General features: G+C 63.4%; 18 protein-coding genes. 6 read left to right on the forward strand and 12 right to left on the reverse strand.

All coding sequences use genetic code 11. The annotated features are described in order from the left end of the window. Positions 1-52: 52 nt before the first annotated feature. Positions 53-1,318, reverse strand: coding sequence for an ATP-binding protein (locus tag NKL04_RS21210; protein ID WP_023699511.1), 1,266 nt, complete (start codon positions 1,316-1,318; stop codon positions 53-55). 102 nt (positions 1,319-1,420) lie between these two features. Between NKL04_RS21210 and ppk2 the strand changes: the two genes are divergently transcribed. After that, positions 1,421-2,326, forward strand: a complete 906-nt coding sequence (gene ppk2, locus NKL04_RS21215; RefSeq protein ID WP_023699510.1) for a polyphosphate kinase 2 — start codon at positions 1,421-1,423, stop codon at positions 2,324-2,326. Between the two features lie 201 nt (positions 2,327-2,527). On the opposite strand, the gene NKL04_RS21220 is transcribed toward ppk2, so the two are convergent. Both NKL04_RS21220 and NKL04_RS21225 read right to left on the reverse strand, forming a co-directional pair. Then, positions 2,528-3,166 (reverse strand): acyl-homoserine-lactone synthase, encoded by a 639-nt coding sequence (locus NKL04_RS21220; protein WP_023699509.1) that lies wholly within the window; start codon positions 3,164-3,166, stop codon positions 2,528-2,530. A gap of 275 nt (positions 3,167-3,441) precedes the next feature. Beyond that, positions 3,442-4,173, reverse strand: coding sequence for a helix-turn-helix transcriptional regulator (locus NKL04_RS21225; protein ID WP_023699508.1), 732 nt, complete (start codon positions 4,171-4,173; stop codon positions 3,442-3,444). Positions 4,174-4,469: 296 nt separating this feature from the next. Between NKL04_RS21225 and NKL04_RS21230 the strand changes: the two genes are divergently transcribed. Next, positions 4,470-5,285 carry an ABC transporter substrate-binding protein gene (locus NKL04_RS21230; protein WP_050593518.1) on the forward strand — a complete coding sequence of 272 codons (816 nt, stop codon included), beginning with the start codon at positions 4,470-4,472 and terminating at the stop codon, positions 5,283-5,285. A gap of 59 nt (positions 5,286-5,344) precedes the next feature. Here NKL04_RS21230 and NKL04_RS21235 read toward each other — a convergent pair whose 3' ends face one another. Next, complete coding sequence (locus NKL04_RS21235; protein WP_023688697.1) at positions 5,345-5,758, reverse strand: tellurite resistance TerB family protein; 414 nt, start codon at positions 5,756-5,758, stop codon at positions 5,345-5,347. Positions 5,759-5,914: 156 nt separating this feature from the next. Between NKL04_RS21235 and NKL04_RS21240 the strand changes: the two genes are divergently transcribed. Further along, entirely contained in the window at positions 5,915-7,564 is a 1,650-nt protein-coding gene (locus tag NKL04_RS21240; protein ID WP_352724342.1) for a lysine--tRNA ligase, read from the forward strand. Here NKL04_RS21240 and NKL04_RS21245 read toward each other — a convergent pair. From NKL04_RS21245 to NKL04_RS21280, 8 genes are all read right to left on the reverse strand, one after another. Then, the gene (locus tag NKL04_RS21245) at positions 7,527-8,399 is read right to left on the reverse strand and encodes a thermonuclease family protein (protein WP_023699505.1); all 873 of its coding nucleotides are present in this window, start codon (positions 8,397-8,399) and stop codon (positions 7,527-7,529) included. The genes NKL04_RS21240 and NKL04_RS21245 overlap by 38 nt on opposite strands. 8 nt (positions 8,400-8,407) lie before the next feature. Then, positions 8,408-9,058 (reverse strand): S24 family peptidase, encoded by a 651-nt coding sequence (locus NKL04_RS21250; protein WP_023692544.1) that lies wholly within the window; start codon positions 9,056-9,058, stop codon positions 8,408-8,410. Positions 9,059-9,142: 84 nt separating this feature from the next. After that, positions 9,143-9,496: a hotdog family protein gene (locus NKL04_RS21255; RefSeq protein WP_023699504.1), complete on the reverse strand. Its 354-nt coding sequence runs from the start codon at positions 9,494-9,496 to the stop codon at positions 9,143-9,145. 38 nt (positions 9,497-9,534) lie between these two features. Continuing rightward, complete coding sequence (locus NKL04_RS21260; RefSeq protein WP_023699503.1) at positions 9,535-11,754, reverse strand: 3-hydroxyacyl-CoA dehydrogenase NAD-binding domain-containing protein; 2,220 nt, start codon at positions 11,752-11,754, stop codon at positions 9,535-9,537. 23 nt (positions 11,755-11,777) lie between these two features. Continuing rightward, a complete protein-coding gene (locus NKL04_RS21265) occupies positions 11,778-12,986 on the reverse strand; it encodes an acetyl-CoA C-acetyltransferase (protein ID WP_023699502.1) in 1,209 nt (402 codons plus the stop codon). Between the two features lie 33 nt (positions 12,987-13,019). Continuing rightward, complete coding sequence (locus NKL04_RS21270; protein ID WP_352724345.1) at positions 13,020-14,189, reverse strand: acyl-CoA dehydrogenase family protein; 1,170 nt, start codon at positions 14,187-14,189, stop codon at positions 13,020-13,022. Between the two features lie 231 nt (positions 14,190-14,420). Then, a complete protein-coding gene (locus NKL04_RS21275; protein ID WP_023699500.1) occupies positions 14,421-16,229 on the reverse strand; it encodes an acyl-CoA dehydrogenase in 1,809 nt (602 codons plus the stop codon). A gap of 272 nt (positions 16,230-16,501) precedes the next feature. Next, the gene (locus NKL04_RS21280; RefSeq protein WP_023699499.1) at positions 16,502-16,960 is read right to left on the reverse strand and encodes a MerR family transcriptional regulator; all 459 of its coding nucleotides are present in this window, start codon (positions 16,958-16,960) and stop codon (positions 16,502-16,504) included. A 479-nt stretch (positions 16,961-17,439) separates the two neighbouring features. Here NKL04_RS21280 and NKL04_RS21285 point away from each other — a divergent pair, with 479 nt between their 5' ends. The 3 genes from NKL04_RS21285 (at position 17,440) to NKL04_RS21295 (ending at position 23,337) form a co-directional block, all read left to right on the forward strand. After that, a complete protein-coding gene (locus tag NKL04_RS21285; RefSeq protein ID WP_023699498.1) occupies positions 17,440-21,429 on the forward strand; it encodes an SEL1-like repeat protein in 3,990 nt (1,329 codons plus the stop codon). A gap of 193 nt (positions 21,430-21,622) precedes the next feature. After that, entirely contained in the window at positions 21,623-22,546 is a 924-nt protein-coding gene (locus NKL04_RS21290) for a sulfite exporter TauE/SafE family protein (protein WP_023669608.1), read from the forward strand. Continuing rightward, positions 22,546-23,337, forward strand: a complete 792-nt coding sequence (locus NKL04_RS21295) for a TIGR02186 family protein (RefSeq protein WP_023699497.1) — start codon at positions 22,546-22,548, stop codon at positions 23,335-23,337. The genes NKL04_RS21290 and NKL04_RS21295 overlap by 1 nt, the downstream gene beginning before the upstream one ends. Positions 23,338-23,381 lie beyond the last annotated feature (44 nt).

Consider the following 23,381-nt stretch of genomic DNA (forward strand, 5'->3'; position numbering starts at 1 on the left):
CGCTAGCCGGATGACAGAAAGAAGAAACAGGCAGTTAGCAGATAGTACCGCCTCAGCCTGCCGGCAAATGGACCGTGAACGCCGCGCCCTTGCCAACCTCCGACTTGATCGAAAGCCGGGCGTTGTGGCGCGTCAGAATATGCTTGACGATGGACAGGCCAAGACCGGTGCCTTTCTGCGTGCGGCTGCTCTCCACGTCGACGCGATAGAAGCGCTCGGTAATGCGCGGTATGTGCTCTTCCGGGATGCCCGGGCCGTAGTCCCTGATGGTTACATCGATGCCCGGTTCCGGGCCGGCCTCGCCTCGCGCGATCGACACCGTGACGCGTCCGCCAGGCTGGCCGTATTTGCAGGCGTTTTCCAAGAGATTCTCGAACACCTGGAACAGCTCGTCGCGGTCTCCGGGCACGTCGAGCGGCCCTTCGGCGTAGTCGCGTTCGATGACGACGCCGTTCTCGCTGGCGAGCGGGCCTAGTGAATCGATGACGCTGTCGATGGTCTGGCGCAGATCGACCTCGGTTCCCGGCCTCAGGTAAGGCTTCATTTCAAGCCTCGACAGCGACAGGAGATCGTCGATGAGGCGCGCCATGCGGCCGGTCTGGTTCTGCATGATCTGCAGGAACTGCTCGCGCGCCGCCGGATCGTTGCGGGCCGGGCCGCGCAACGTCTCGATGAAGCCCGAGATTGAAGCAAGCGGGGTGCGCAACTCGTGGCTGGCATTGGCTATGAAGTCAGCGCGCATGCGGTCGATGCGGCGCGTCTCACTCTGGTCCTTGAATACCAGCACATAGAGATCGGTGGCGTGGCCGACCGAGGACGCGCTGACCCGGTAGGCCCGTTCCACCGGCAGCTTCTCGGTGTAGTCGACGGCATCGGAGGCGACGGTTCCCGACAGCACGCCGTCCAGCAAGGCCTGCATTTCCGGCGCGCGGAATTTTAGCGACAGCGACAGGCCGGGCGCGATACCGACAAAGGCGGCAAAGGCGGCGGCATTGGCGTGGACGATGGTGGCGGTGCGGTCGAAGATGATCAGCGGATCGGCAACGGCAGCCGCAAGATATTCGCCGGAAAGCCGCTGCAGCCCGCTCGCCTCGACCGTGGTAATGGTCTCAGCAGACCGGCTGGCGCCACCGGTTGGCAGAAGCGCGGCGGCCAGCAGCACTGTCAACGCAGCCAGGACGACATAGGCGGAGATACCGGCAAACCCATAAACGGCCATGATGGCGATCGCACCGGCGGCAAGCAGCCATCGGCTGTTCCACAGCCGGCCGGCGACGGCCTGCCCCGTGGTTGTCCGCTCTGCGCCGGTGTCAGCCATTCGTGCTTTCCGTGCTTCTGCGCCGGTCCCGCCGAAACTTCCGCTGGACCGGGTTTGAGGCCCCCCATAGCATGAGTCCGCAAGCTGGAAAGGTTCCTCTCGATGAAAAAAGCCAAGGAAAGTCCTGCCGCAGAGCCGGCAAAGGGGCCGCTGAAGATCAAGGTGGACGGCAAGGAGCGGGAGTTCGACATCGAAAACCCCGAGCTTCCCAGCTGGATCGAGGACCACAAACTGACCGCAGGCGACTACCCCTACGACAAGAAAATGAAGAGCGAGGAGTATGACGAGACGCTGGAGCGGCTGCAGATCGAACTGGTCAAGGCGCAGGCCTGGCTGCAGGCGACCGGCAGCAGAGTGATGTCGCTGTTCGAGGGGCGCGATGCCGCCGGCAAGGGCGGCACCATCTCGGTGCTGCGCCAGTATCTCAATCCTCGAACCGCGCGCAACGTGGCGCTGACCAAGCCGACCCCGACCGAAGTCGGGCAATGGTACTTCCAGCGCTACGTCGCCCATTTCCCGACATCGGGCGAATTCGTCACCTTCGACCGTTCCTGGTACAACCGCGGCGGCGTCGAGCCGGTGATGGGCTTCTGCACACCGGAACAGCATGCAAAATTCCTCGACGAGACGCCGCATTTCGAGCGGATGATCTCCAATGAGGGCATCTATTTCTTCAAATTCTGGCTCAACATCGGCCGCGAGACCCAGCTCGAACGGTTTCACGACCGCCGCTGGTCGCCGCTGAAGAACTGGAAGTTCTCGCCGATCGATATTGCCGGCATCACCAAATGGGACGACTACACCAAGGCGCGCGACCAGATGGTCGAGCGCACGCACAAACAGTTCGCGCCCTGGATCATCGTGCGGGCCAATGACAAGCGACGCTCGCGGCTGGCCGTCATGCGGCGCATCCTGTTGTCACTGCCCTATGATGGGCGCGATCTCGACGCCATCGGCAAGGAAGATAAGAAGATCGTCGGCGAAGGGCCGTCGTTTCTCGAGAAGTAGAGACTGGCCTCGATAGGCAGAGGCTGAAATTACAGAGCCCACCCCCACACGGAGGTGGGCTCTGTGGCCATTGTCTAAAGCGCATCGCATTTGAACGGATTCACGCGACGCGCTTTAGGTCTTTGTTTCATGCATGTCGTTCTCTCAAAACCGGGGCCACTTTGAGCGACATGCATTAAAGCGCGTCGGGTGAAGACAGTCTCACGACGCCTGCCGCATGCCGAGCATGTGGGGGGTGCCCCTGGCCAACACCGGGGCGTGATGGTTGCGGCGCGAGCGCACGACATCCAGCGTATGCTCGTTGAAGGTCAGCAGTGTGGCGACGATCTGCTGGTTGCCATAGGTGCGCTGGTAACCGAGCGGCGTCGCCAGGAAGTGCAACTGCAGCGTCCGCAGCACCCACACCGGCTCGACCTCGATAATGACCTGATCGACATTGCGAGCAAGGCCCCATTCGACGAAGCCGGCGATCAGTTCGGTGCCGACCGTAGACACGCCGCGCTTGCCATCGCGAAAGCCTGGCGCCACCGCGTAACGGGTTAGCTCCCAGACATTCGGTCCCGAAGGGCGCTTTCCCTCGCAGAGTTCCGGCATCACATCGCTGAGGAGATGCGGCCGTGTGGTCGGCAGCATCCGATGATAGCCTGCAAGCTCGCCATTGCGTATGACAAGGTGGTGTTCGGCCTCATCATGGTCGAATTGATCGATTTCGAGGCCGTCCGGGCGATCGAGATCGGTCCACCGCATCTCATCGACGAAGACCTTGTAACGCAGGCGATGGACGGCCTCCCATAGGTCGGGACGTTCCATCAGTTGTTGAGTGGTAAGGGAAAATAGCATTAGCCGTCTCCTGGGCTTAAGAGGAAGATACGGCCGGGCTTTCCCGAAAAAATTGCGCGAAGGTGTTGGCAAGGATTTCCAGGCTGCCACAGCCGACATGGCTAATATAGCTGCGTCTAAACGCCTCCGCGATGGCGTGCGCCCTGTTGGCGACGCCGAGTCTGCTTTTGGCGTTAAGAAAGCATTAGCCGTCTCAAGAGGACGACAGGGGCCGGTCTTTTCTGAAGATATGACGCCAACAATGCGGCCATAAATTTCGGGCCGCCAGAACCGGCCTAGCTGATATAGCCGTGCCTGACTGCTTCGGCGACTGCCTGCACACGGTTGGCGGCGCCTAGTTTGCTCTTGGCGTTGAGAAGGTGTTTCTCAGAGGTATGCTCCGAGATGCCGAGGATCTGCGAAATCTCCCACTCGGATTTTCCGACCGCCGCCCATTGCAGGCATTCGCGCTCGCGCGGCGTCAATTCAATGTGATCGATAGATTTGCCGGCCGTCGTTTGAAGCTGCATGGCGCGGCCGATGGCATAGGTGGAGGCCAGCGAGACCATTGCGAATTCGGCTTCGGACAGTTCGACCGCCTCACCGCCCACCGAGACCAGCGCGATCTGGCCTTCGAGCGTGATCAGCGGGAAGGCGAGGCCGTCACGCAGCTTGAACTGGCGGGCGTCGCGCATTACCTCGGCGCTGCTCTTGTCGGCGGGCATGCTTTGAACGGCATCGCGCCATTGGAATGGCGCCCGAAACTGCTTCAAATGGCTGACGACCGGATCGTGGTCGACGTAGTTGCGCGATAAGTAACGCTCCAGCCATTCGCTAGGCCAATCGCAGAGCAGCACATGGTCCTTCGTCTGGCTGCTTGGTGTACCGGGCTGCGGCACCGTTGCGGCTATCAGGGCCGTCAATCCGAAATTCGAGGTGACACTAAGTAGCTGCTCGCACACCGCAGCCGACGTGTCGGCACGCTGCACCCGGTCAATATATTCAAGTGTCCGGTCAAAATAACCCATCGCAACATCTACCCCATGTTGCCTACCGCTCTTGAGACCGATGCTACGTGCCTGCCCCGCACTTAGCCATCAACCCCGGATTGCAAAGCCACATCCTTAGCTTTTCTAACGCCAGCGACCGCCAACCCCAGGCCGACTCTGTGCGGCTATTTGCAACCTCGCCAAAGCATAACCCGAAATTTGCCCTTTGAAATCAAAAACAATTGTGCCTGCGCCGTTTTCGTATCACAAGCCAACGGCCAAGACGGGCGGAGTTTTTTGTGACATCACGCTGGATAACCATCGCCTTGCTGTCGATGCTGATCGGAGTGCAGCCGTTTGCCGGCGCTGTGCGGGCAGCGGAACCGCAGGTGCCGGTGCTTTGGGATGCCAAGGAGCGGCTGCCGAAGCCGGACCTTTCGGCGCTGCCGAGGCTCAGGTTCCTCACCACAACCGATTTCCCGCCCTTCAATTTTCTCGACGGCACGGGCCGACTGTCCGGCTTCCACATCGACCTGGCGCGGGCGATTTGCGCCGAACTCGACATCGCCGACAAATGCCAGATCCAGGCGCTGCCCTGGGCCGAACTCGACGACGCGTTGCAGAAGGGCGAAGGCGAGGCGATCATCGCCGGCATCGCCGCAACGCCGGAGACGCGGGCGAAGTACAGCTTTTCGCGCTCCTATCTACAGTTTCCGGCGCGCTTCATCATGCCGAAGACCAAGGCCTTCGCCGAGCCGATCCTCGACAAATTGCGCTCGAAGCGGGTCGGCGTGCTGGCCGGCTCGGCGCATGAAAAGATGCTGCGCGATTATTTCGGCACCGTGCAGATCATCCGCTTTCAACGGCCGGAAGACCTCTACAGCGACTTGAAGAGCGCCAAGATCGATGCCGCCTTCGGCGACGGCATGCGCTTTTCCTTCTGGCTGGGCGGCACGGACGCCGCCGGTTGCTGCCGCTTCGCCGGTGGACCCTACCTCGCGCCGGAATATCTGGGGTCCGGCATGACCATTGCCACCCGGGCCAGCGACCCAGCGCTGGCCGCAGCCATGGACTACGCGCTGCAGGAGATATCGGTGAAAGGCACCTTCGCCGAATTCTACCTGCGCTATTTCCCGGTCAGCTTTTTCTGATCCGGTTCCCGGTCAGCTTTTTCTGATCCGGTCCCGGTCAGCTTCCTCTAGGGGCTGGATCAGGTCAGCGTGCGCAGGCGGGCCTTCGCCCCGCGCGCGATGGCTGCGGCGGTCAGCGTGTCGAGATCGAGCTCACGCCGGATCAACTGCAGCACTCGCAATTCCTCCATGCGCATTTCTAGATCGACGGCGGCAACCTCGAAGGCCGCGGCATAGGCGGTGTCGTGCAGCCGTTCGGGCAAAGTCTCGGCGACACGCTCGAGCACGCCTTCCAACCCATCCTTTTCATGCAGCATCTTCTGGCAGTCCTGCGCAATGGCGATCAGCCTGTCCTGCTTGAAATCCTCGAACACCGGCCAGCTGCGGACGACGTCGCCGATGCGCGCCAGTTCGATATCGGTCATGTCGCGATCGGAAGCCGAGGTGATGACCATCAGGTAGATCAGGGCTTCATGGGTGGACGGCAACGGCATTCAAGACTCCTTGATAGTGAGGGTCGAAGGTAGGGACGCTACGGCGCCGTCGCAACGAAAACGCCTGATATCGTTGACGCTCCGCCCTGTCGCGCCTAGAGACCCGGTTGAAAAATCTTACCAGCCGCGAAAGCCGGCCATGACTGGAACTTTGACATGACGGGATCAAACATCGCCGATCTCAACCCCGAAATGCTTGCGGCAGCCGCCGAAAGCAAGGCTTGGCCGTTCGAGGAAGCCAAAAAGATCATCGAGCGCTACAAGGGCGGCGACTTCCCGGAGATCGTCCTGTTCGAGACCGGCTACGGCCCGTCGGGCCTGCCGCATATCGGGACGTTCGGCGAGGTCGCGCGCACCTCGATGGTGCGCCATGCCTTTCACGTGCTGACCGGGAACAAGGTCACGACCAAGCTGCTCTGCTTCTCCGACGATATGGACGGCATGCGCAAAATCCCCGACAATGTGCCGGATCGCGCAGCGCTCGAGCCCTATCTGCATATGCCGCTGTCGGCGGTGCCCAATCCGTTCGGCGGCGACTATCCGAGCTTTGGCGACCACAACAACGCGATGTTGTGCCGCTTCCTCGACACGTTCGGCTTCGACTACGAATTCGCCAGCGCGACGCAGTACTACAAGGCCGGCCGCTTCGATGCGATGCTTGTGCGCGCAGCCGAGCGCTACGACCAGATCATGGCGGTGATGCTGCCGACACTGGGACCCGAGCGCCAGGCGACCTACAGCCCGTTCCTGCCTATCTCGCCGAAGAGCGGGCGCGTGCTCTACGTGCCGATGAAGCATGTCGATGCCAAGGCCGGCACCATCACCTTCGACGATGAAGGCACCGAGACCACGCTTTCGGTGACCGGCGGCAAGGTCAAGCTGCAGTGGAAGCCGGATTTCGGCATGCGCTGGGCAGCGCTCGGCGTCGATTTCGAAATGTTCGGCAAGGACCACCAGACCAATGCGGTGATCTACGACCGCATCTGCAACATTCTCGGCGGACGCGCGCCGGAGCATTTCGTCTACGAGCTGTTCCTCGACGAGAACGGCCAGAAGATCTCGAAGTCGAAGGGCAACGGGCTGACCATCGACGAATGGCTGCGCTACGCGCCGACCGAAAGCCTCGGCCTCTATATGTACCAGCGGCCAAGGCAGGCGAAAAAGCTCTATTTCGACGTCATCCCACGCGCCGTCGACGAGTACTACACCTTCCTCAACGCCTATCCGCGCCAGGACTGGAAGGAGCGGCTGGGCAATCCGGTCTGGCACATGCATGACGGCAAGCCGCCTTCCATCGACATGCCGGTGCCGTTCTCGCTGCTGCTCAACCTGGTCAGCGCCTCCAACGCGCAAAACAAGGATGTGCTGTGGGGCTTCATCTCGCGCCATGCATCTGGCGTGACGCCGGCGACGCATCCCGAACTCGACCAGCTGGTCGGTTTCGCCATCCGCTACTTCGACGATTTCGTGAAGCCGACGAAGACCTTCCGGCCGGCCGACGATGTCGAACGCGTGGCGCTGGAAGCGCTTGGCAACGCGCTTGCTGGCCTGCCGGCCGGCGCCGACGGCGAAGCGATCCAGAACGCTTCGCTCAACGTGGCGCGCAAGATCGAACGCTATCAGGACCATTCGAAGAAGAGCCCGGACGGCGGCCCTGGTGTCTCGGGCGCTTTCTTCCAGATGATCTACCAGGTGCTGATCGGCCAGGAACGCGGACCGCGCTTCGGTTCGTTCGCAGCCCTCTACGGCATCGCCGAAACCCGCGCGCTCATTGAGCGGGCGCTGGCTGGTCAGCTGGCGGCGTAATTTCCGTCCCGGCCGGCGGCGTGTCTATCGCCGGGGCATCGAGGATCGGTTGCGACGCCGTCGGTGCCGCAACAGGCGTTGGCGCCGGTGGCAGGCCGCCAAGATCGGGCGCGGCGCCGAAGACGCCCTTCTTGGCGGCGCGCGCCTTGTCGCCCGCTTCGACATAGGGGCCGCCTGCCGTGGCGCGCGCCCAGCCGTTTTCGACCAGCCACTGGCCGACATCCAGCTTGCCGATGCGGCATTCGGCGGCGATCAGCGCACGGTCGGCCTCCGGCGGCACCTTGCAGGCAACGGCCCGGCCGCGCAGGAAAGACCGGAACGCGGTGCGCGCCCTGATACCGCAAGCCCAGGACTTGCCGCCCTCGGTGCAGGTCTCGTCTTGCCTGACGATGTCGATGCCGGAGACCGTCACGGAATAACCATTGGCTTCGATCAGGCCGGCGGCGGCCGCGACCGGCTGGAACAGTTTTGTTCCTCCCCAGTCGTCGACCGCTCTGCGCCCACGCGGCTTGGGCGGCCCGGCCAGCGCCAGGTCGCTCAGCGGCGCGCGTGGCTCAACCCGTTCAAGTTCTTCTACCGGCAGCGGCGGCGGAGCGATGGCCTCGGGATCGATCGCCCTCGAATGCACCTGAGGCGAGTGCATCGGAGGCTTGACGGGCTGGACCTCGGGGATCGCCGACGTCGCCGGCTCCTCGGGCACGGCCTCGGTGTCCGGGTCGATCTGGTCGACGGTGATGGCGGTGCTTTCGCGATGCAGCGCGCGACCGCCGGCGACGACAATGGCGACCATCACTGGGATCGCCAGGAGGGCTATGAGGATTTGAAGCAGACGCACCGCGAGACCTACTGGCTTGCCCAGACGATCCGCGCCACCCATTCGACATCGCGCATCGCGATGTCGCGGTCCGGGTGGTCGGGGTTGAGCGAGATCAGCACGATCGATTTCGTCGTCTGGCGCTCCAGCACCTTGGCCATGACTTCGCCGGCATTGGTCTTGACGACGACGCGGTCGCCCTTGCGGGTAGCGGCGCCCGGCTCGACGATCAGCACATCGCCATTGCGGTACAGCGGCAGCATGGAATCACCCTGCACCTTCAACGCATAGGAGGTTTCGGTTGCCCGCGCCGGAAGCTCGACAAGGTCCCAGCCCTGGCCGGAGGGATAGCCGGCATCATCGAAGAAGCCGCCGGCGCCGGCCTGGGCGAAGCCGAGCAGCGGCACCGCCGAACGCTGCGAGGCTAACGGGCCCGAAGCTGTCTTGGCGCGGCCTTCGACCAGCCCGGTGAATTCGTCGAGCGAAGCGCCTGTCGCCTCGATGATCTTGGCCAGCGATTCGGTCGAGGGCCAGCGCGGCCGCCCATCCGAGGACAGCCGCTTCGACTTGTTGAAAGCGGTGGAGTCCAGACCAGCTCGCCGGGCCAGGCCGGAGGCCGATAACGAATAGCGCTCGGCGAGAGCGTCGATGGCGGCCCAAACTCGGTCATGCGAGAGCAATTCGCTCTCCTCAAAACAGGAAAAAATACCTTTTCCTTCTAACGCGCGGTCATCCGATTGTCCACCGGCGCGCGGCCCGATCTCTCAAAAAGCTGCGTGCGGCGAAGTCGTCATGGATGCCTCAAACTGCCTTGGGCAGGCTGCGCAATCCTTGGTGGAGGTCATGCAAACCCGCTCGGCCTCGGTCGGCGGCCGCGGTTGAACGGAGCGGGCAAGCGTCCTATCGGACGCGCCAAGGACGCAGTAGCATTTGATTTGGCGCATGATCCTTTCCGAAAATCGATTCCGATTTTCGGGGTCATGCGCGAGGTCGGCGAGCATCATGTAGCGGGCGTTGTTGAGATGGAGGTTGAAGTCGATGTCGGCAGGCAGCAAAAGCCAGCCGACTTTCGCTGCCGACCGCGTAAGGGTCACGGCGCGCCTTGCCGTGGCCATCATGCGCGCAAGGCGCCCTCAGACGTACATGGGGCGCTAGCTCAAGCGGCCTTCTGCACCTCGCCTTTCGCATAGGGATCGAAGCGCTGGTAGAAGGTCTCGCCCTTCTCCGCCAGGTCGAGTAGCAGCTTGGGCGCCTTGAACTCGGCGCCGTATTTCTTCTGCAGGCCCTTGGCTATTCTGACGAAATCCCCGACGCCGATGCCGTCGATATAGGACAGCGCGCCGCCGGTGAATGGCGCGAAACCGAAGGCGAGGATCGAGCCGACATCGGCCTCGCGCGGATCGGTGACGATGCCCTCTTCCATCACCCGGGCCGCTTCCAGCGCAATGGTTACCAGCAGGCGCTGCTGCAGTTCCTCATAGTCGACCTTCTCGGCCTCCAGCTGCGGATAGAGATCCTTCAGGCCCGGCCACAGCTTCTTCTTGGCAGGCTTGGCCGGATAGTCGTAAAAACCCTTGCCGTTCTTGCGGCCGAAGCGGCCATGGGTGTCGACCAGCGTGTTGATCAGCGCCATCTGCCTGGGGTCGACAGACTTGTCTCCGAGGTCCCTGATGGTCTGCTTCATGATCTTCTGGGCAAGGTCGATCGCCGTCTCGTCGGTCAGCGCCAGCGGGCCGACCGGCATGCCGGCGGCCTTGGCGGCGTTCTCGATCATCGGCGCCGGAACGCCTTCGATCAGCATCTTGTAGGCTTCCGACATGTAGCGCAGCACGCAGCGGTTGACGTAGAAGCCGCGCGTGTCGTTGACGACGATCGGCGTCTTCTTGATGGCGCGCACGAAATCGATCGCGGTGGCCAGCGCCTTGTCGCCGGTCTTCTTGCCCAAAATGATCTCGACCAGCATCATCTTGTCGACCGGCGAGAAGAAGTGGATGCCGACGAAATTCTTCGGCCGCGCCGAATTCTTGGCCAGTGCGGTGATCGGGATGGTCGAGGTGTTGGAGGCGAAGATCGCCGACGATTTCAGCACGGCTTCGGCCTGCTCGGTGGCAGCCTTCTTGACGGCCGAATCCTCGAACACCGCCTCGACCACCAGATCGCAGCCGGCGAGATCGGCATAGTCGGCCGACGGCGTGATCAGCGACAGAAGTCTGTCCTTCTCCTCGGGCTTGACGCGGCCCTTCTTGACCTGATCGGAGATCAGGCTGTCGGAATGCGTCTTGCCCTTTTCGGCCGACGCCATGTCGCGGTCGAGCAGGACGACCGGGATGCCAGCCTTGGCGGTGACAAAGGCGATGCCGGCGCCCATGAAGCCGGCGCCGAGAATACCGATCTTCTTGAACTTGGTCTCCGGCACGCCGGCCGGGCGGCGGGCGCCCTTGTTGAGCTCCTGCAGCGAGACGAACAGCGAGCGGATCATCGCTGCTGCTTCCTTCGACTGCATGATTTCGGTGAAATAGCGCTGTTCGATCCGCAGACCGGTGTCGAACGGCACCAGCAGGCCTTCATAGACGCATTTCAGGATCGCCGCGGCGGCCGGATAATTGCCGTAGGTCTCGCGGCGCAGGATGGCGATGGCCGGCGGCCACAGATTGAAGCCGGCCGGCGTATAGATTTGGCCGCCAGGCAGCTTGAAGCCCTTCTCGTCCCAGGGCTGGACGGCTTTCAGGCCGTTCCTGATCATCGCCTTGGCGGTCTCGATCAGCTTGCCGGGTTCGGCGATCTCGTGGATCAGCCCCATCGCCTTGGCTTTCTGCGGCGACAGCGTCTGGCCGGTGGTCAGCATCTGCAACGCCTGCTGCTGGTCGGTCAGGCGCGGCACGCGTTGGGTGCCACCGGCGCCGGGGAAGATGCCGACCTTGACTTCCGGCAAGGCCATCTTGACCTTTTCGGAGTCAGCGGCAACGCGGCCATGACAGGCCAGCGACAGCTCGAACGCGCCACCCATGCAGGTGCCGTTGATCGCCGAGACCCAAGGCTTGCCCGACGTTTCGAGCTTGCGCCACAAGCCACCCATGCGGCCGGCATTGTCGAACAAAAGCTGTGCCGCCTTCTCCGGGTCCTTGGTCTTCTCCTTGGCAAATACGGCCAGCATCTTCTGCAGCATGGTCAGGTCGGCGCCGCCGGAGAAGCTGTCCTTTCCCGAGGTGATCACCGCGCCCTTGATGGCGGCGTCGGCCACCACCTGGTCGATGATCTTCTCGAGCTCGTTCATCACCTCTTCGGTGAAGACGTTCATCGAGCGGTCCGGCATGTTCCAGGTGACCAGCGCGATGCCGTCTGCGTCGGTGTCGACCGTGAAGTTTGTATAAGTCATGTCTCTCTCCTTCCGGCCGAAAATCAGACGCGTTCGATAATCGTTGCGGTGCCCATGCCGGCGCCGATGCAGAGCGTCACCAGAGCGGTGTTCAAATCGCGGCGCTCGAGCTCGTCCAGCACCGTGCCCAGGATCATCGCGCCGGTGGCGCCGAGCGGATGGCCCATGGCGATAGCGCCGCCATTGACGTTGATCTTGTCGTGCGGGATTTCGAATGCCTGCATGTAGCGCAGCACCACTGAGGCGAAGGCCTCGTTGAGCTCGAACAGGTCGATATCCGACAGCTTCATCTTGGCGCGCTTCAGAAGCTTCTCGGTGACGTCGACCGGACCGGTAAGCATCAGCACCGGCTCGGAGCCGATGTTGGCAAAGGCGCGGATGCGGGCGCGTGGCTTCAGGCCCATCGTCTTGCCGGCCCTCTTCGAGCCGAGCAATACGGCGGCCGCACCATCGACGATGCCGGACGAGTTGCCGGCATGGTGGACGTGGTTGACCTCTTCGACTTCCGGATGCTTCTGCACGGCGACGGCGTCGAAGCCGCCCATTTCGCCAGGCATGACAAAGGACGGGTTGAGCGAGGCCAGCGACTGCATGTCGGTCGACGGCCGCATATGCTCGTCATGATCGAGGATGGTGAGGCCGTTCTGGTCCTTGATCGGTATGACGGAGTTCTTAAAACGGCCATCGGCCCAGGCCTTGCCGGCGCGCTTCTGGCTCTCGACCGCATAGGCATCGACGTCGTCGCGCGAAAAACCATATTTGGTGGCGATCAAATCGGCCGATATGCCTTGCGGCACGAACCAGCCGGGCAGGCCGACGGACGGGTCCATGAACCAGGCGCCGCCCGAGGCGCCCATGCCGACGCGCGACATCGATTCCACGCCGCCTGCAATGACGATCTCGTCGGCGCCTTGAGCGATCTTGGCGGCGCCGAAATTGATGGCGTCGAGACCCGAAGCGCAGAAGCGCGATATCTGCATGCCCGGCGCCTTGTTGTCGTAGCCGGCCTCGAAGGCGGCGGCACGCGGAATGACGGAGCCGGCCTCGCCCACTGGGTCCACGCATCCGAAGATGATGTCGTCGATGTTTGCGGTGTCGAGCCCGTTGCGGTCGCGCAGCGCTTCAAGCGTCCTGGCCGCAAGCCGCACCGCCGGCACCTCGTGCAGCGAGCCATCCTTCTTGCCCTTGCCGCGCGGTGTGCGCACGGCGTCATAGACATAAGCTTCGGCCATTTTTCTTGCTCCTTGCTTTGCCGGTCGTGGCTCTCAGAGAGAGCGGCCGATCAGCAATTTCATGATCTCGTTGGTGCCGCCGTAGATGCGCTGGACGCGGGCGTCGCGGAACATGCGGGCGATCGGATATTCATTCATGTAGCCATAGCCGCCATGCAATTGAAGGCATTCGTCTACGACTTTTCCCTGCAGGTCCGAGAGCCAGTATTTGGCCATCGACGCCGTCACCGGATCGAGGCCGCCATTGATGTGGCGGGTGACGCAATCATTGTAGAAGACGCGGCCGATGGTCGCCTCGGTCTTCAGTTCGGCGAGCTTGAACTGGGTGTTCTGGAACTCGATGATCGCTTTGCCGAAGGCCTTGCGATCCTTGACGTAGTCGATGGTCAGCGCCAGGGCGCGTTCGATCATGGCGATCGCGCCGGTGCCGATCTGCAGGCGCTCCTGCGGCAATTGCTGCATCAGCTGGATGAAGCCCTGTCCCTCTTCGTGGCCAAGCAGGTTCGAGGTCGGCACGCGCATATCATTGAAGAACAGCTCCGACGTGTCGTTGGCCTTCAGGCCGATCTTGTCGAGGTTGCGGCCGCGTTCGAAGCCTTCGGCCTCGTCGGTCTCGACGACGATCAGCGAGGTGCCCTTGGCGCCCTTGGCCGGGTCGGTCTTGGTGACGACGATGATGAAATTGGCCAGCTGGCCGTTGGTTATGAAGGTCTTGGAACCGTTGATCTTGTACTGGTTGCCGTCCTTCTCGGCCCGCGTCTTGACGCCTTGCAGGTCGGATCCCGCGCCCGGCTCAGTCATGGCGATGGCGCCGATCAATTCGCCGGTCGCCAGTTTCGGCAGCCATTTCTTCTTCTGCTCCTCGGAGCCGTAATGAAGGATGTAAGGGGCAACGATCGCATTGTGCAGGCCGATGCCGAAACCGTCGACGCCGACGTGGCCAATCGCCTCGATGATGGCGCTCTCATGCGCGAAGGTGCCGCCGGAGCCGCCATACTCCTCCGGCATAGAGGCGCAGAGCAGGCCGGCGGCACCCGCCTTGCGCCAGCTCTCGCGGTCGACCATCTCGTTCTTCTCGAACTCGTCGTAACGCGGCGCGATCTCTTCCGACATGAAGCGGTGCGCCATGTCGTAGAGCATGCCGACTTCGTCCGCCGCCCAGGCGGGCTTCGGCAAAGAGAGCACTTCGGCTGGATTTGTCATGCCGTTTCTCCCGCGCCAACGTCCCCCTCCCCCTCGAGGGGAGGGTGGCCGCGAAGCGGTCGGGTGGGGTCGCCGATGACGTGCTCGACCTTATCTTCGGAATTGACGCGGGTTTGGGGCATTGCGATCATCTCCTACCAAAGCGCCAACCAGCCGGCGCACTGCACGCAGGACCCCTCCCGGCCCTTCGGGCCACCCTCCCCTCAAGGGGGAGGGGGACGCTGGCCATTTCTAGAACGCTTCCGCAGGCAGCGCCATTAGCGTGTCCGCACCACTGGAAATGCGGGCCAGATGTGCCGACGTCTCGGGCATGATCCGCTCCATGAAGAAGCGCGCCGTCACCACCTTGTTGTCGTAGAAAGCCCCATTTTCGTGGACAGATTGGGAGCCATTGGCGCCGGTCTTGCCGAGCGCGGCCTTGGCCATCTGCGCCCACATGTAGCCCAGCGCCACCAGGCCGAAGAGATGCATGTAATCGGTCGAGGCCGCACCGGCATTGTCGGGCTTGGCCATGCCGTTCTGCACCAGCCACATCGTCGCCGCCTGCAGATCGTTGAGGCCTTTCTTCAGCGCCTTGGTGAACGGCGCCAGCTTCTCGTCGGCGCGGTTCTCCTCGCAGAACTCGCCGACGTCCTTGAAGAAGGCCTGCACGGCGCGGCCGCCATTCAGACCAAGCTTGCGGCCGACGAGGTCGAGCGCCTGGATGCCGTTGGCGCCTTCATAGATCATGGCGATGCGGGCATCGCGCACGAACTGGCTCATGCCGTGCTCTTCGATGTAGCCGTGGCCCCCGAACACCTGCTGCGCCATGACTGCATGGTCAAAACCCTTGTCGGTGAGCACGCCCTTGATCACCGGCGTCAGCAGGCCGGTATAGTCGTCGGCCGCCTGGCGATCCTTGTCGTCGGCGGAGCGGTGGGCGATGTCGGACTTGATCGCCGTCCACAGCGCCAGCGCGCGGCCGGCCTCGTTGAAGGCCTTCATGGTCATCAGCGAGCGGCGGATGTCGGGATGAACGATGATCGGATCGGCTTGTCTGTCCGGCGCCTTGGCGCCCGACAGCGAGCGGCCCTGCAGCCGGTCCTTGGCGTAGGAGACCGCGTTCTGGTAGGCGATCTCGGACAGCGACAGGCCCTGCAGGCCGACGCCGAGGCGGGCTTCGTTCATCATCGTGAACATCGCCTTCAGGCCGCCATTGGCCTCACCGAGCAGCGTGCCTTCGGCCTCGTCATAATTCATGACGCAAGTCGAATTGCCGTGGATGCCCATCTTCTCCTCGATCGAACCGCAGGAGAGCGTGTTCTTCTCGCCCGGATTGCCCGAGGCATCGAGCTTCAGCTTTGGCACGATGAACAGCGAGATGCCCTTCACGCCTGCCGGCGCGCCTTCGATGCGGGCCAACACGAGATGGACGATGTTTTCCGACATGTCGTGCTCGCCGGCCGAGATGAAGATCTTTTGGCCTGAGATCTTGTAGGTGCCGTTGCCGTTCGGCACCGCCTTGGTGCGCAGCAGGCCAAGATCGGTGCCGCAATGCGGCTCGGTCAGGTTCATGGTACCGGTCCAGGACCCCTCGACCAGCTTCGCCAGCCATGTCGCCTTCTGCTCGTCGGTGCCGTGTGTGATGATCGCAGCGATCGCGCCTTGCGTCAGGCCGGGATACATCATCAGCGCCATGTTGGCCGAAACCATGTATTCGGCAACCGCGGTGTGCACGGCATAGGGCAGCCCCTGGCCGCCGAACTCGACGGGCGCCGCCAGTCCCATCCAGCCGCCTTCGCGATACTGGTCGTAGGCTTCCTTGAAGCCCTTCGGCGTCGTCACCGAGCCGTCCTCATGGCGCACGCAGCCTTCCATGTCACCGACGCGGTTCAGAGGATGCATAACGTTTTCGGCGAGCTTGGCGCCTTCGGCGAGGATCGCCTCGACAACGTCGGGCGTCGCGTCGGCAAATCCGGGAAGGTTGGAATATCGCTGATAACCCAGCACCTCGTTGAGCACGAACAGCGTGTCCTGGACCGGCGCCCTGTAGATCGGCATGTGTTCCTCCACCATGCGGGTCTTGGCCGCGAGATCGGGCCCCGAACATGAGGTTGGGGCGGCACGCCGGCCAATGTCGAAAGCGAGATAGCAAAAATTGACGTTTGCGTAAACGTCAATTTTGTCGCCGGGACAAAATTTACCTATGCCAGCCTATCGGCACGAGCGGTGCATGGCTTTGCGCAAAGCGAGGGGGGTCAAACAAAAAGAGCCGCGCGGGCGGCCGCGCGGCTCTTCCGTTCAAAGCTTTCGCCGGGAGCTGCGGAGCAAAATCAGCTGGCGGCGCTGGCCGGGGCCGAACGCTCGGACAGCATCTGGCGCACGGCCGACATCGAGCCGCTCAACTCGTTGATGGCGTCGTCGATCAGCGCGCGCTGCTTCTGCAGGCGGGCAAGCTGCTTCTCCGACTTGTCGAGAGCCAGCCGTAATTGCTTGGTGTTGGATCCCGTGGGATCGTAGAGATCCATCATCTGCTTGACGTCGCGTAGCGAGAACCCGACCTTGCGGCCGAGCAGGATCAGCTTCAGCCGCGCCTCGTCGCGACGCGTGTAGAGCCGCGTCGCCCCATCGCGCTTTGGATTGAGCAGGCCCTTGTCTTCATAGAAACGCAGCGTGCGCAGAGTCACGCCGTATTTCTTGGCCATCTCGCCGATGCGCACGAGCTCCTCGCCGGCTTCGGCAGACATATTGTTGGTGTTGGCCGCGGCTTCGCCGGGCGAAACAAGTTTCATAGTCACTGGCTTTCCCCTGTCGTGGCATCGCGGTCTTGGACCTTGCAACGCCTGAGTGGAAGCGGGGGCATGCTTCCAGTCGTGGTTTCAACTAATTCATCGCAAAAGGCACGAACGGCGCCCCTCTTACGTTTACGTCAATTCTATATCGATAGCCGCCGCATGACGCAAGGGCGTTCTGGGATTGCGAAACCTTATGCCGCACCCCCGGCGCCGGGTCCGAACGGGCACCGCCTGTATTTCAGCAATGCCGTAACTTCTTAAGGTTGGTTAACACCTTGTTTACCACGATGGGTGAAATGTGCGGATGTCGGTCACCCGTGTTTATCCTGTAGCGAATTTTTCACGGTTTTTCGGAGAGCGGGCCTGGCCCGGGAAGCTCGTCTTCCGCCGCAGCAGTGCCGCGCGGCCGCCTTCGTTCCCGACAAGGACTTGGGAAACTGGCAGCAAGCCAGCCATTCTGAAAAACGGACGCATCGATGAACAGCAAGCGGTCCTATCTCGATACACTCAACGCCGGCAGGCCGCGCAGGCCGAACACCACACTTGATGAATTGAACCGCTCGCTGGAAACGCTGGAGCAGCGGCTGGAGCGCAAGCGCGAGGACGCCGCCGAGCGCTTCGATCCGCGCCGGCCGCCGGCAGAGCCGCGCTACGCAAGCGCCCAGCCCTACGCCCCGCCGCGCTGGTACGAGGACCCGCAGCCCACGCCGCGGCCGAAAGGCGCCGGGCCGGCCGGCTTCGACCAGAACTATCAGGCGATCGCGCGCGACATCGACCGCGTGCGCGGCCAGGAAGACAGCGTCGCCGTGGTCGGCAAGATCGCCGGCGAATTGCGTGGCCTGCGCGAGGAACTGCGCCATCAGATGACGGCCGGCCTGCAGCGCGAATTCGCCGCGTTGCGCAAGGACATCGAACGGGCCTTCCAGGCGAGCAACCAATCGGGTGGTCAGGCAGGCGGCTTGCCCGGCAAGGGCAGCGCCGAACTCGGCGTCGAATTCGAGCGGCTGTCCGGCGCCATCCAGACGCTGGCCGAGAAGAGCGACGACCGAAGCGTCAACATGCTGCGGCTCGAGCTCGAGCAGGTAAAGACGGCGCTCGACACATTGGCGCGCGAGGAAAGCGTGCTGAAGGTCGACCGCCGCTGGGACGATTTCGACCGCCGCTGGAGCGCGTTCGAGGACCGTGTCGACGCCGACCAACGCAACCGCGCCGACGGCCCCGGATTTTCGGCCCTGACCGACCGGCTCGAACAGATCAGCAATGCGGTCCACAATCTGCCGGAATCGCTGTCGCTGCGCTCGATGGAAGAAAAGGTCCGCACGCTTGCCGGCGCCGTCGATCATTTCGTCAGCCAGCAGAGCAACCGCGGCGGCGACACGCTTGGCCTGATCGACGAACGGCTCGACGAGATTTCGCGCGCCATCGTCGCCTCGACCGTCGCCGCACAGGCCAATTCCTTCGACCCCGAACCCTTTGAACGCATCGAGAAGCGGATCGCCTCGCTGGCGCAGCAGATCGAGGAAGTCGTGCAGGTTCGTCCGAGCGGCGAGGTTCTCGACCGTCTCAGCACGCTGTCGAACAGGGTCGACGAGCTTGCCGGCCGCGCCAATCTGCCGGAACAGGCGATGGAGCGCCTCGGCAAGCAGATCGCGATGATCGCCGACAAGATCGATCGCGCCCCGGCCATGCCCGACGCCGACTATATCTTCCAGGGTCTGGAACAGCGCTTCGACGTGCTGTCGGGCATGATGGAACGTCGGCAGGGCGACGCCATCGAACAGGGCAACATGCTGTTTCGCGATCTCGAGCGGCGGCTGGACGAGGTTGCCGACCGGCTGGACCAGCGCCAGCCGCAGGCTGACAGCGCCGGCATCATGGACGCCATCGACGCACGCTTCACCGCGCTCGCCCAACGCATGGAGACGCGCATTCCCGATCCTGCCAACGAGGCGGCGATCCGCGGCCTGGAAAGCCGGCTCGAAGACATTTCAAGCCGGCTGGAATCGTCGGCCGCGCAGGTCGCCGGCATCGATCCGGCACTGATCCGCAGCCTTGAGGCGCAGGTCTCCAGCCTATCGGCGCATCTGTCGAAGCCCGGCACACCGCTGCCGGAATTCGAGGACATCAGCCCGCGCCTCAACGAAATCGAGAAGTCGCTGGCCGGAACCCGCGAATCCATCATGGGCGCGGCACGCGAAGCAGCCGAGAGCGCCGTGCGCTCGCTGGCAGATTCCAACGCCAACACCGCGGCCGTTACCGGCCTTGCCCAGGATCTGAAGACGCTGGAAGCGCTGACGCGCCGTTCGGACGAGCGCAATTCACGGACATTCGAGGCTATCCACGACACGTTGCTCAAGATCGTCGATCGTCTGGGCTCGCTGGAGACCAGCGAACCGGCCGAGGCGGTGAGCGAGCTTCGGGATGCCCAGGCCGAGCCGGCGCGGCGGGCCCGCGCTGCACGCGCCTCCAAGATTTCGGTGCAGGACGCGCCGTCGATGGATATCGACCAGCCGCTGCCGCTGACCGGAGACATGGCCGACCTGGACGGCCGCGCCGCCGCCATCATGCGCAGCGAGCCGGATATGCGCAGCGATCCGGGTACGCGTAGCGACCCGGTCATGGGCAGCGAACCCGTGCGGCGCTCGCCAGCCGAGGCTGCCGCGGCCGCTGCCCAGGCAGCGCTCGGTTCCGACAGGATTGCCGAGAAAGGCGAAGGCACGGCCAAGAAGTCGCTGTTCGGTGGATTGGCGCGCGCCTTCAGGGGCAAGAAGCCGGCTGACATGCTGCCGCTTGCCGGCTTGGGGCCCAATGTCGACCTGCCGAGCGTCGATCTCGACGAGCCGCTCGATCCGAAGCTCGCCAACCGGCCGTTGGAGCCGGGCTCCGGCGCGCCCGACCTCAACGCCATCATGAAGCGCGTACGCGACGAACGTGGCCCACCGGTGCGCCAAAACTCCGGCGATGCGTCGAAATCCGACTTCATTGCCGCGGCCAGGCGCGCGGCGCAGGCCGCGGCCGCCGAGGCCGACGCGTTGAAACGCCAGTCTACCATGAAGGGCCCGGTCAAGGCGCTTCGTATCGGTGACCTGCTCAAGGCGCGGCGCAAGCCGATCCTGATGGGAGCGGTCGCGATCATGCTGGCGCTTGCCGGCCTCCAGTTGGGCAAGGCCTTCTTCGCCGACCCGGTCGAGGTCGCAAGCAACGATACAGCGCCGATCGTCGCCTCGCAGCCGGTCGAGACTGCCTCGGTCAACGCTGCCAGCCAACCCAAGGCAGAACAGCAGGTGGCCGTTCAGGACGTGCCGGCCCGGATCGTCAGGCAGGCGGAGCCCACGGAACCGGCAGCTGGCAACGATGCGCCAATGAATGCGGCCTCGGTCGCCGGGCCCGAAGTGCCGGCGGTGGAGCCCGCGCCAGCGCCGATGGCTTTGGCCGATCCGGCCCCCGCGCCAAATGCAATGCTGCCGACCACCGCCACTGCGGAACCGGCGGCTGCCGACGCGCAGCCTGCGGCCGCCGTCATGGCGCCCTCGGCCTCGGATACGACGGCCTCGGATACTACCGGCGCCGTTCCGCCGGCTGATGCCGCGGTAGCACCTGTCGTGGCCAAGATAGACGTTCCGGCCGATGCCGGCCCGCAAGCCTTGCGCGACGCGGCTGCCGGCGGTGACGCCAAGGCGCTGTTCGAGCTCGGTTCGCGCTATGCTGAATCGCGCGGCGTCAAGGAAGACATGGCGGCAGCGGCCAAATGGTACGAAAAGTCGGCCGAGCTCGGCTTCGCACCGGCGGAATACCGCATCGGCAATTTCTACGAGAAGGGCATCGGCGTCACGCGCGACGTCAAGAAGGCAAAGACCTTCTACCAGCTCGCCGCCGCGCAGGGTAATGCCAGCGCCATGCACAATCTGGCCGTTCTGTTTGCCATGGCCGCCGACGGCGTGACCGACAATGAATCGGCCGCGCACTGGTTTCAGGCGGCGGCCGATGTCGGCGTCAAGGACAGCCAGTTCAATCTCGGCATCCTGGCGGCAAAGGGCGTCGGCATGAAGCAGAGCCTGGAGGAATCCTACAAATGGTTCGCGCTCGTCGCCAAGACCGGCGACAAGGATGCGGCTGCAAAGCGCGACGAAGTCGCCACTGCGCTGCGCCCCGAACAGCTGGAGCGGGCGCGCGCCGCCACGGAACTGTGGAAGCCGAAGCCGCTCGACCCGGCGTCCAACTCGGCCGACATTCCTGAATCCTGGCAGGAAGGCACGCCGCAGACCACCGCCAGCGTCGACATGAAGAAGGCGGTCAAGAACATCCAGCTCATCCTCAACAAGAACGGCTACGATGCCGGCGTCGCCGATGGCGTGATGGGCGGCAAGACCAAGACCGCAATCATGGCTTTCCAGACCGACAACAAGATGCAGGCGACCGGCGAAATCGACGAAAAGCTGGTGAAGGCGCTGCTGGCGCACAAATAACGGCAGATGCGTCGCTAACGCGACGCCCTTGCCATACATTTGCCTGTTAACTGCTTGAGATGTTTTTTGTTTCGGTAGGGCGGCGGGGTTTGATCCCACTGCCCCGGCGGTGCAAGAAAGAATTGGCTTTTCGGTGCGACAATGCCCTGGAATGGCTGCAATCGCCGACAGGCAAACTGATCGAGACTGACGGGTGGGCATCTATCTCCCGATCGCGGAAATTTCCGTCAACGTCTTCGTGCTGCTGGCAATGGGCGCGGCGGTGGGTTTCCTGTCGGGCATGTTCGGGGTCGGTGGCGGCTTTCTGATCACGCCGCTCTTGATCTTCTACAACATCCCGCCGGCAATCGCCGTTGCTACCGGCGCCAACCAGGTTATCGCCTCCTCCTTCTCCGGCGCGCTGTCGCACATGAAGCGCGGCACGCTCGACTTCAAGCTCGGCGGGGTGCTGCTGGCCGGCGGCATCGTCGGCTCAACCGGCGGTATCTTTGTCTTTGCCTTCCTGCGTCGGCTCGGCCAGCTCGATTTGTTCATTTCGCTGCTCTACGTCGTGCTGCTTGGCACCGTCGGCGGGCTGATGCTGGTCGAGAGCGTCAATGCGCTGCGCGCCACGCGCAGCGGTGCGGCGCCGGTCTTGAAGAAATCCGGCCAGCACAACTGGATCCACCGGCTGCCGCTGAAGATGCGCTTCAGGGCCTCGAAGCTGTTCGTCAGCGTCATTCCGGTGCTGGGGCTCGGCGCCGGCATCGGCTTCCTGTCGTCGATCATGGGTGTCGGCGGCGGCTTCATCATGGTGCCGGCGCTGATCTATCTCTTGAAAGTGCCGACCAACGTCGTCATCGGCACCTCGCTGTTCCAGATCATTTTCACCTCGGCCTACACCACGCTTGTCCACGCCACCACCAACCAGACGGTCGACGTCATGCTTGCCTTCCTGCTGATGGCGGGCGGCGTCGCCGGCGCGCAATATGGCGCCAAGGCAGGCCAGAAGCTGCGCGGCGAACAGCTCAGGGCACTGCTGGCGCTGCTGGTGCTGGCGGTCGCGATCCGGCTTGCCATCGATCTCTTCGTCACGCCGCCAAACCTCTATTCGCTGACCGCCGCGGGCCTGAACTGATGCTGCGGTGGGGGATTTTTTCGGCCGCCGCTTTGCTTATCGCCGTCGCTCTGCCGGCCGCAGCGCAATCGCCGAACCCCTTGCCGGAAGGCATCCAGATCGGTCTCTCCACCGACGCCGTGTCGATCACCGCCGGTTTTTCCGGCGCCGACCTGACCATTTTCGGTTCGCTGGAAAATCCCGACCCGCTGGTCGCGCGACAGGGGCGCTACGACGTCATCGTCGTGCTCGAAGGCCCGCCGCGGCCGGTGGTGGTGCGCCGCAAGGACCGCGTGCTCGGCGTCTGGGTCAATCTGGAATCCGAGACCTTCGAGAACGTGCCGGTCTCCTACTCCGTCGCCACGACGCGGCCGCTGCAGGACATCACCGAACCCAACAGCTACAAGCAGCTGTCGCTCGGCGCCTCCAACCTTTACATGCAGCCGGCCGACGTAACCGACAGTCCGGCGACGATCGAGGAATTCACCGTGGCGCTGCGCGAGCGCAAGGCGGCGACCGGCCTCTATAGCGAGAATGTCGGCGGCGTGCAGTTCTTGTCGCAGAACCTGTTTCGCGCCACGGTGCGGCTGGCGCCCAACGTCCCGGTTGGAACCCATAAAGCCCGCGCGTTCCTGTTCAAGAGCGGTCTGTTCCTCAAGGAAAGCTCGGCCCAGCTCGAAATCCGCAAATCGGGCTTCGAACAGTCGATCTTCCGCGTCGCGCATGATTACTCGTTTCTCTACGGCGTCTTCTCCGTGTCGCTGGCCATGATCACCGGCTGGCTGGGCAGGCTGATTTTCCGCAGGGATTGACGCGCAGGACCCATTTCCGGGGAAAAGGGGTTCCCCTTTTCTCA

This window comes from Mesorhizobium sp. C264A (genome assembly GCF_040324515.1).
GTDB lineage: Bacteria > Pseudomonadota > Alphaproteobacteria > Rhizobiales > Rhizobiaceae > Mesorhizobium.

Bases quoted from the DNA above. Each gene is read 5' to 3' on its own strand.
- NKL04_RS21210 (WP_023699511.1), bottom strand. From the start codon at position 1,318: ATGGCTGACACCGGCGCAGAGCGGACAACCACGGGGCAGGCCGTCGCC.
- ppk2 (WP_023699510.1), top strand. From the start codon at position 1,421: ATGAAAAAAGCCAAGGAAAGTCCTGCCGCAGAGCCGGCAAAGGGGCCG.
- NKL04_RS21220 (WP_023699509.1), bottom strand. From the start codon at position 3,166: ATGCTATTTTCCCTTACCACTCAACAACTGATGGAACGTCCCGACCTA.
- NKL04_RS21225 (WP_023699508.1), bottom strand. From the start codon at position 4,173: ATGGGTTATTTTGACCGGACACTTGAATATATTGACCGGGTGCAGCGT.
- NKL04_RS21230 (WP_050593518.1), top strand. From the start codon at position 4,470: ATGCTGATCGGAGTGCAGCCGTTTGCCGGCGCTGTGCGGGCAGCGGAA.
- NKL04_RS21235 (WP_023688697.1), bottom strand. From the start codon at position 5,758: ATGCCGTTGCCGTCCACCCATGAAGCCCTGATCTACCTGATGGTCATC.
- NKL04_RS21240 (WP_352724342.1), top strand. From the start codon at position 5,915: ATGACGGGATCAAACATCGCCGATCTCAACCCCGAAATGCTTGCGGCA.
- NKL04_RS21255 (WP_023699504.1), bottom strand. From the start codon at position 9,496: ATGATGGCCACGGCAAGGCGCGCCGTGACCCTTACGCGGTCGGCAGCG.
- NKL04_RS21260 (WP_023699503.1), bottom strand. From the start codon at position 11,754: ATGACTTATACAAACTTCACGGTCGACACCGACGCAGACGGCATCGCG.
- NKL04_RS21265 (WP_023699502.1), bottom strand. From the start codon at position 12,986: ATGGCCGAAGCTTATGTCTATGACGCCGTGCGCACACCGCGCGGCAAG.
- NKL04_RS21270 (WP_352724345.1), bottom strand. From the start codon at position 14,189: ATGACAAATCCAGCCGAAGTGCTCTCTTTGCCGAAGCCCGCCTGGGCG.
- NKL04_RS21275 (WP_023699500.1), bottom strand. From the start codon at position 16,229: ATGCCGATCTACAGGGCGCCGGTCCAGGACACGCTGTTCGTGCTCAAC.
- NKL04_RS21280 (WP_023699499.1), bottom strand. From the start codon at position 16,960: ATGAAACTTGTTTCGCCCGGCGAAGCCGCGGCCAACACCAACAATATG.
- NKL04_RS21285 (WP_023699498.1), top strand. From the start codon at position 17,440: ATGAACAGCAAGCGGTCCTATCTCGATACACTCAACGCCGGCAGGCCG.
- NKL04_RS21295 (WP_023699497.1), top strand. From the start codon at position 22,546: ATGCTGCGGTGGGGGATTTTTTCGGCCGCCGCTTTGCTTATCGCCGTC.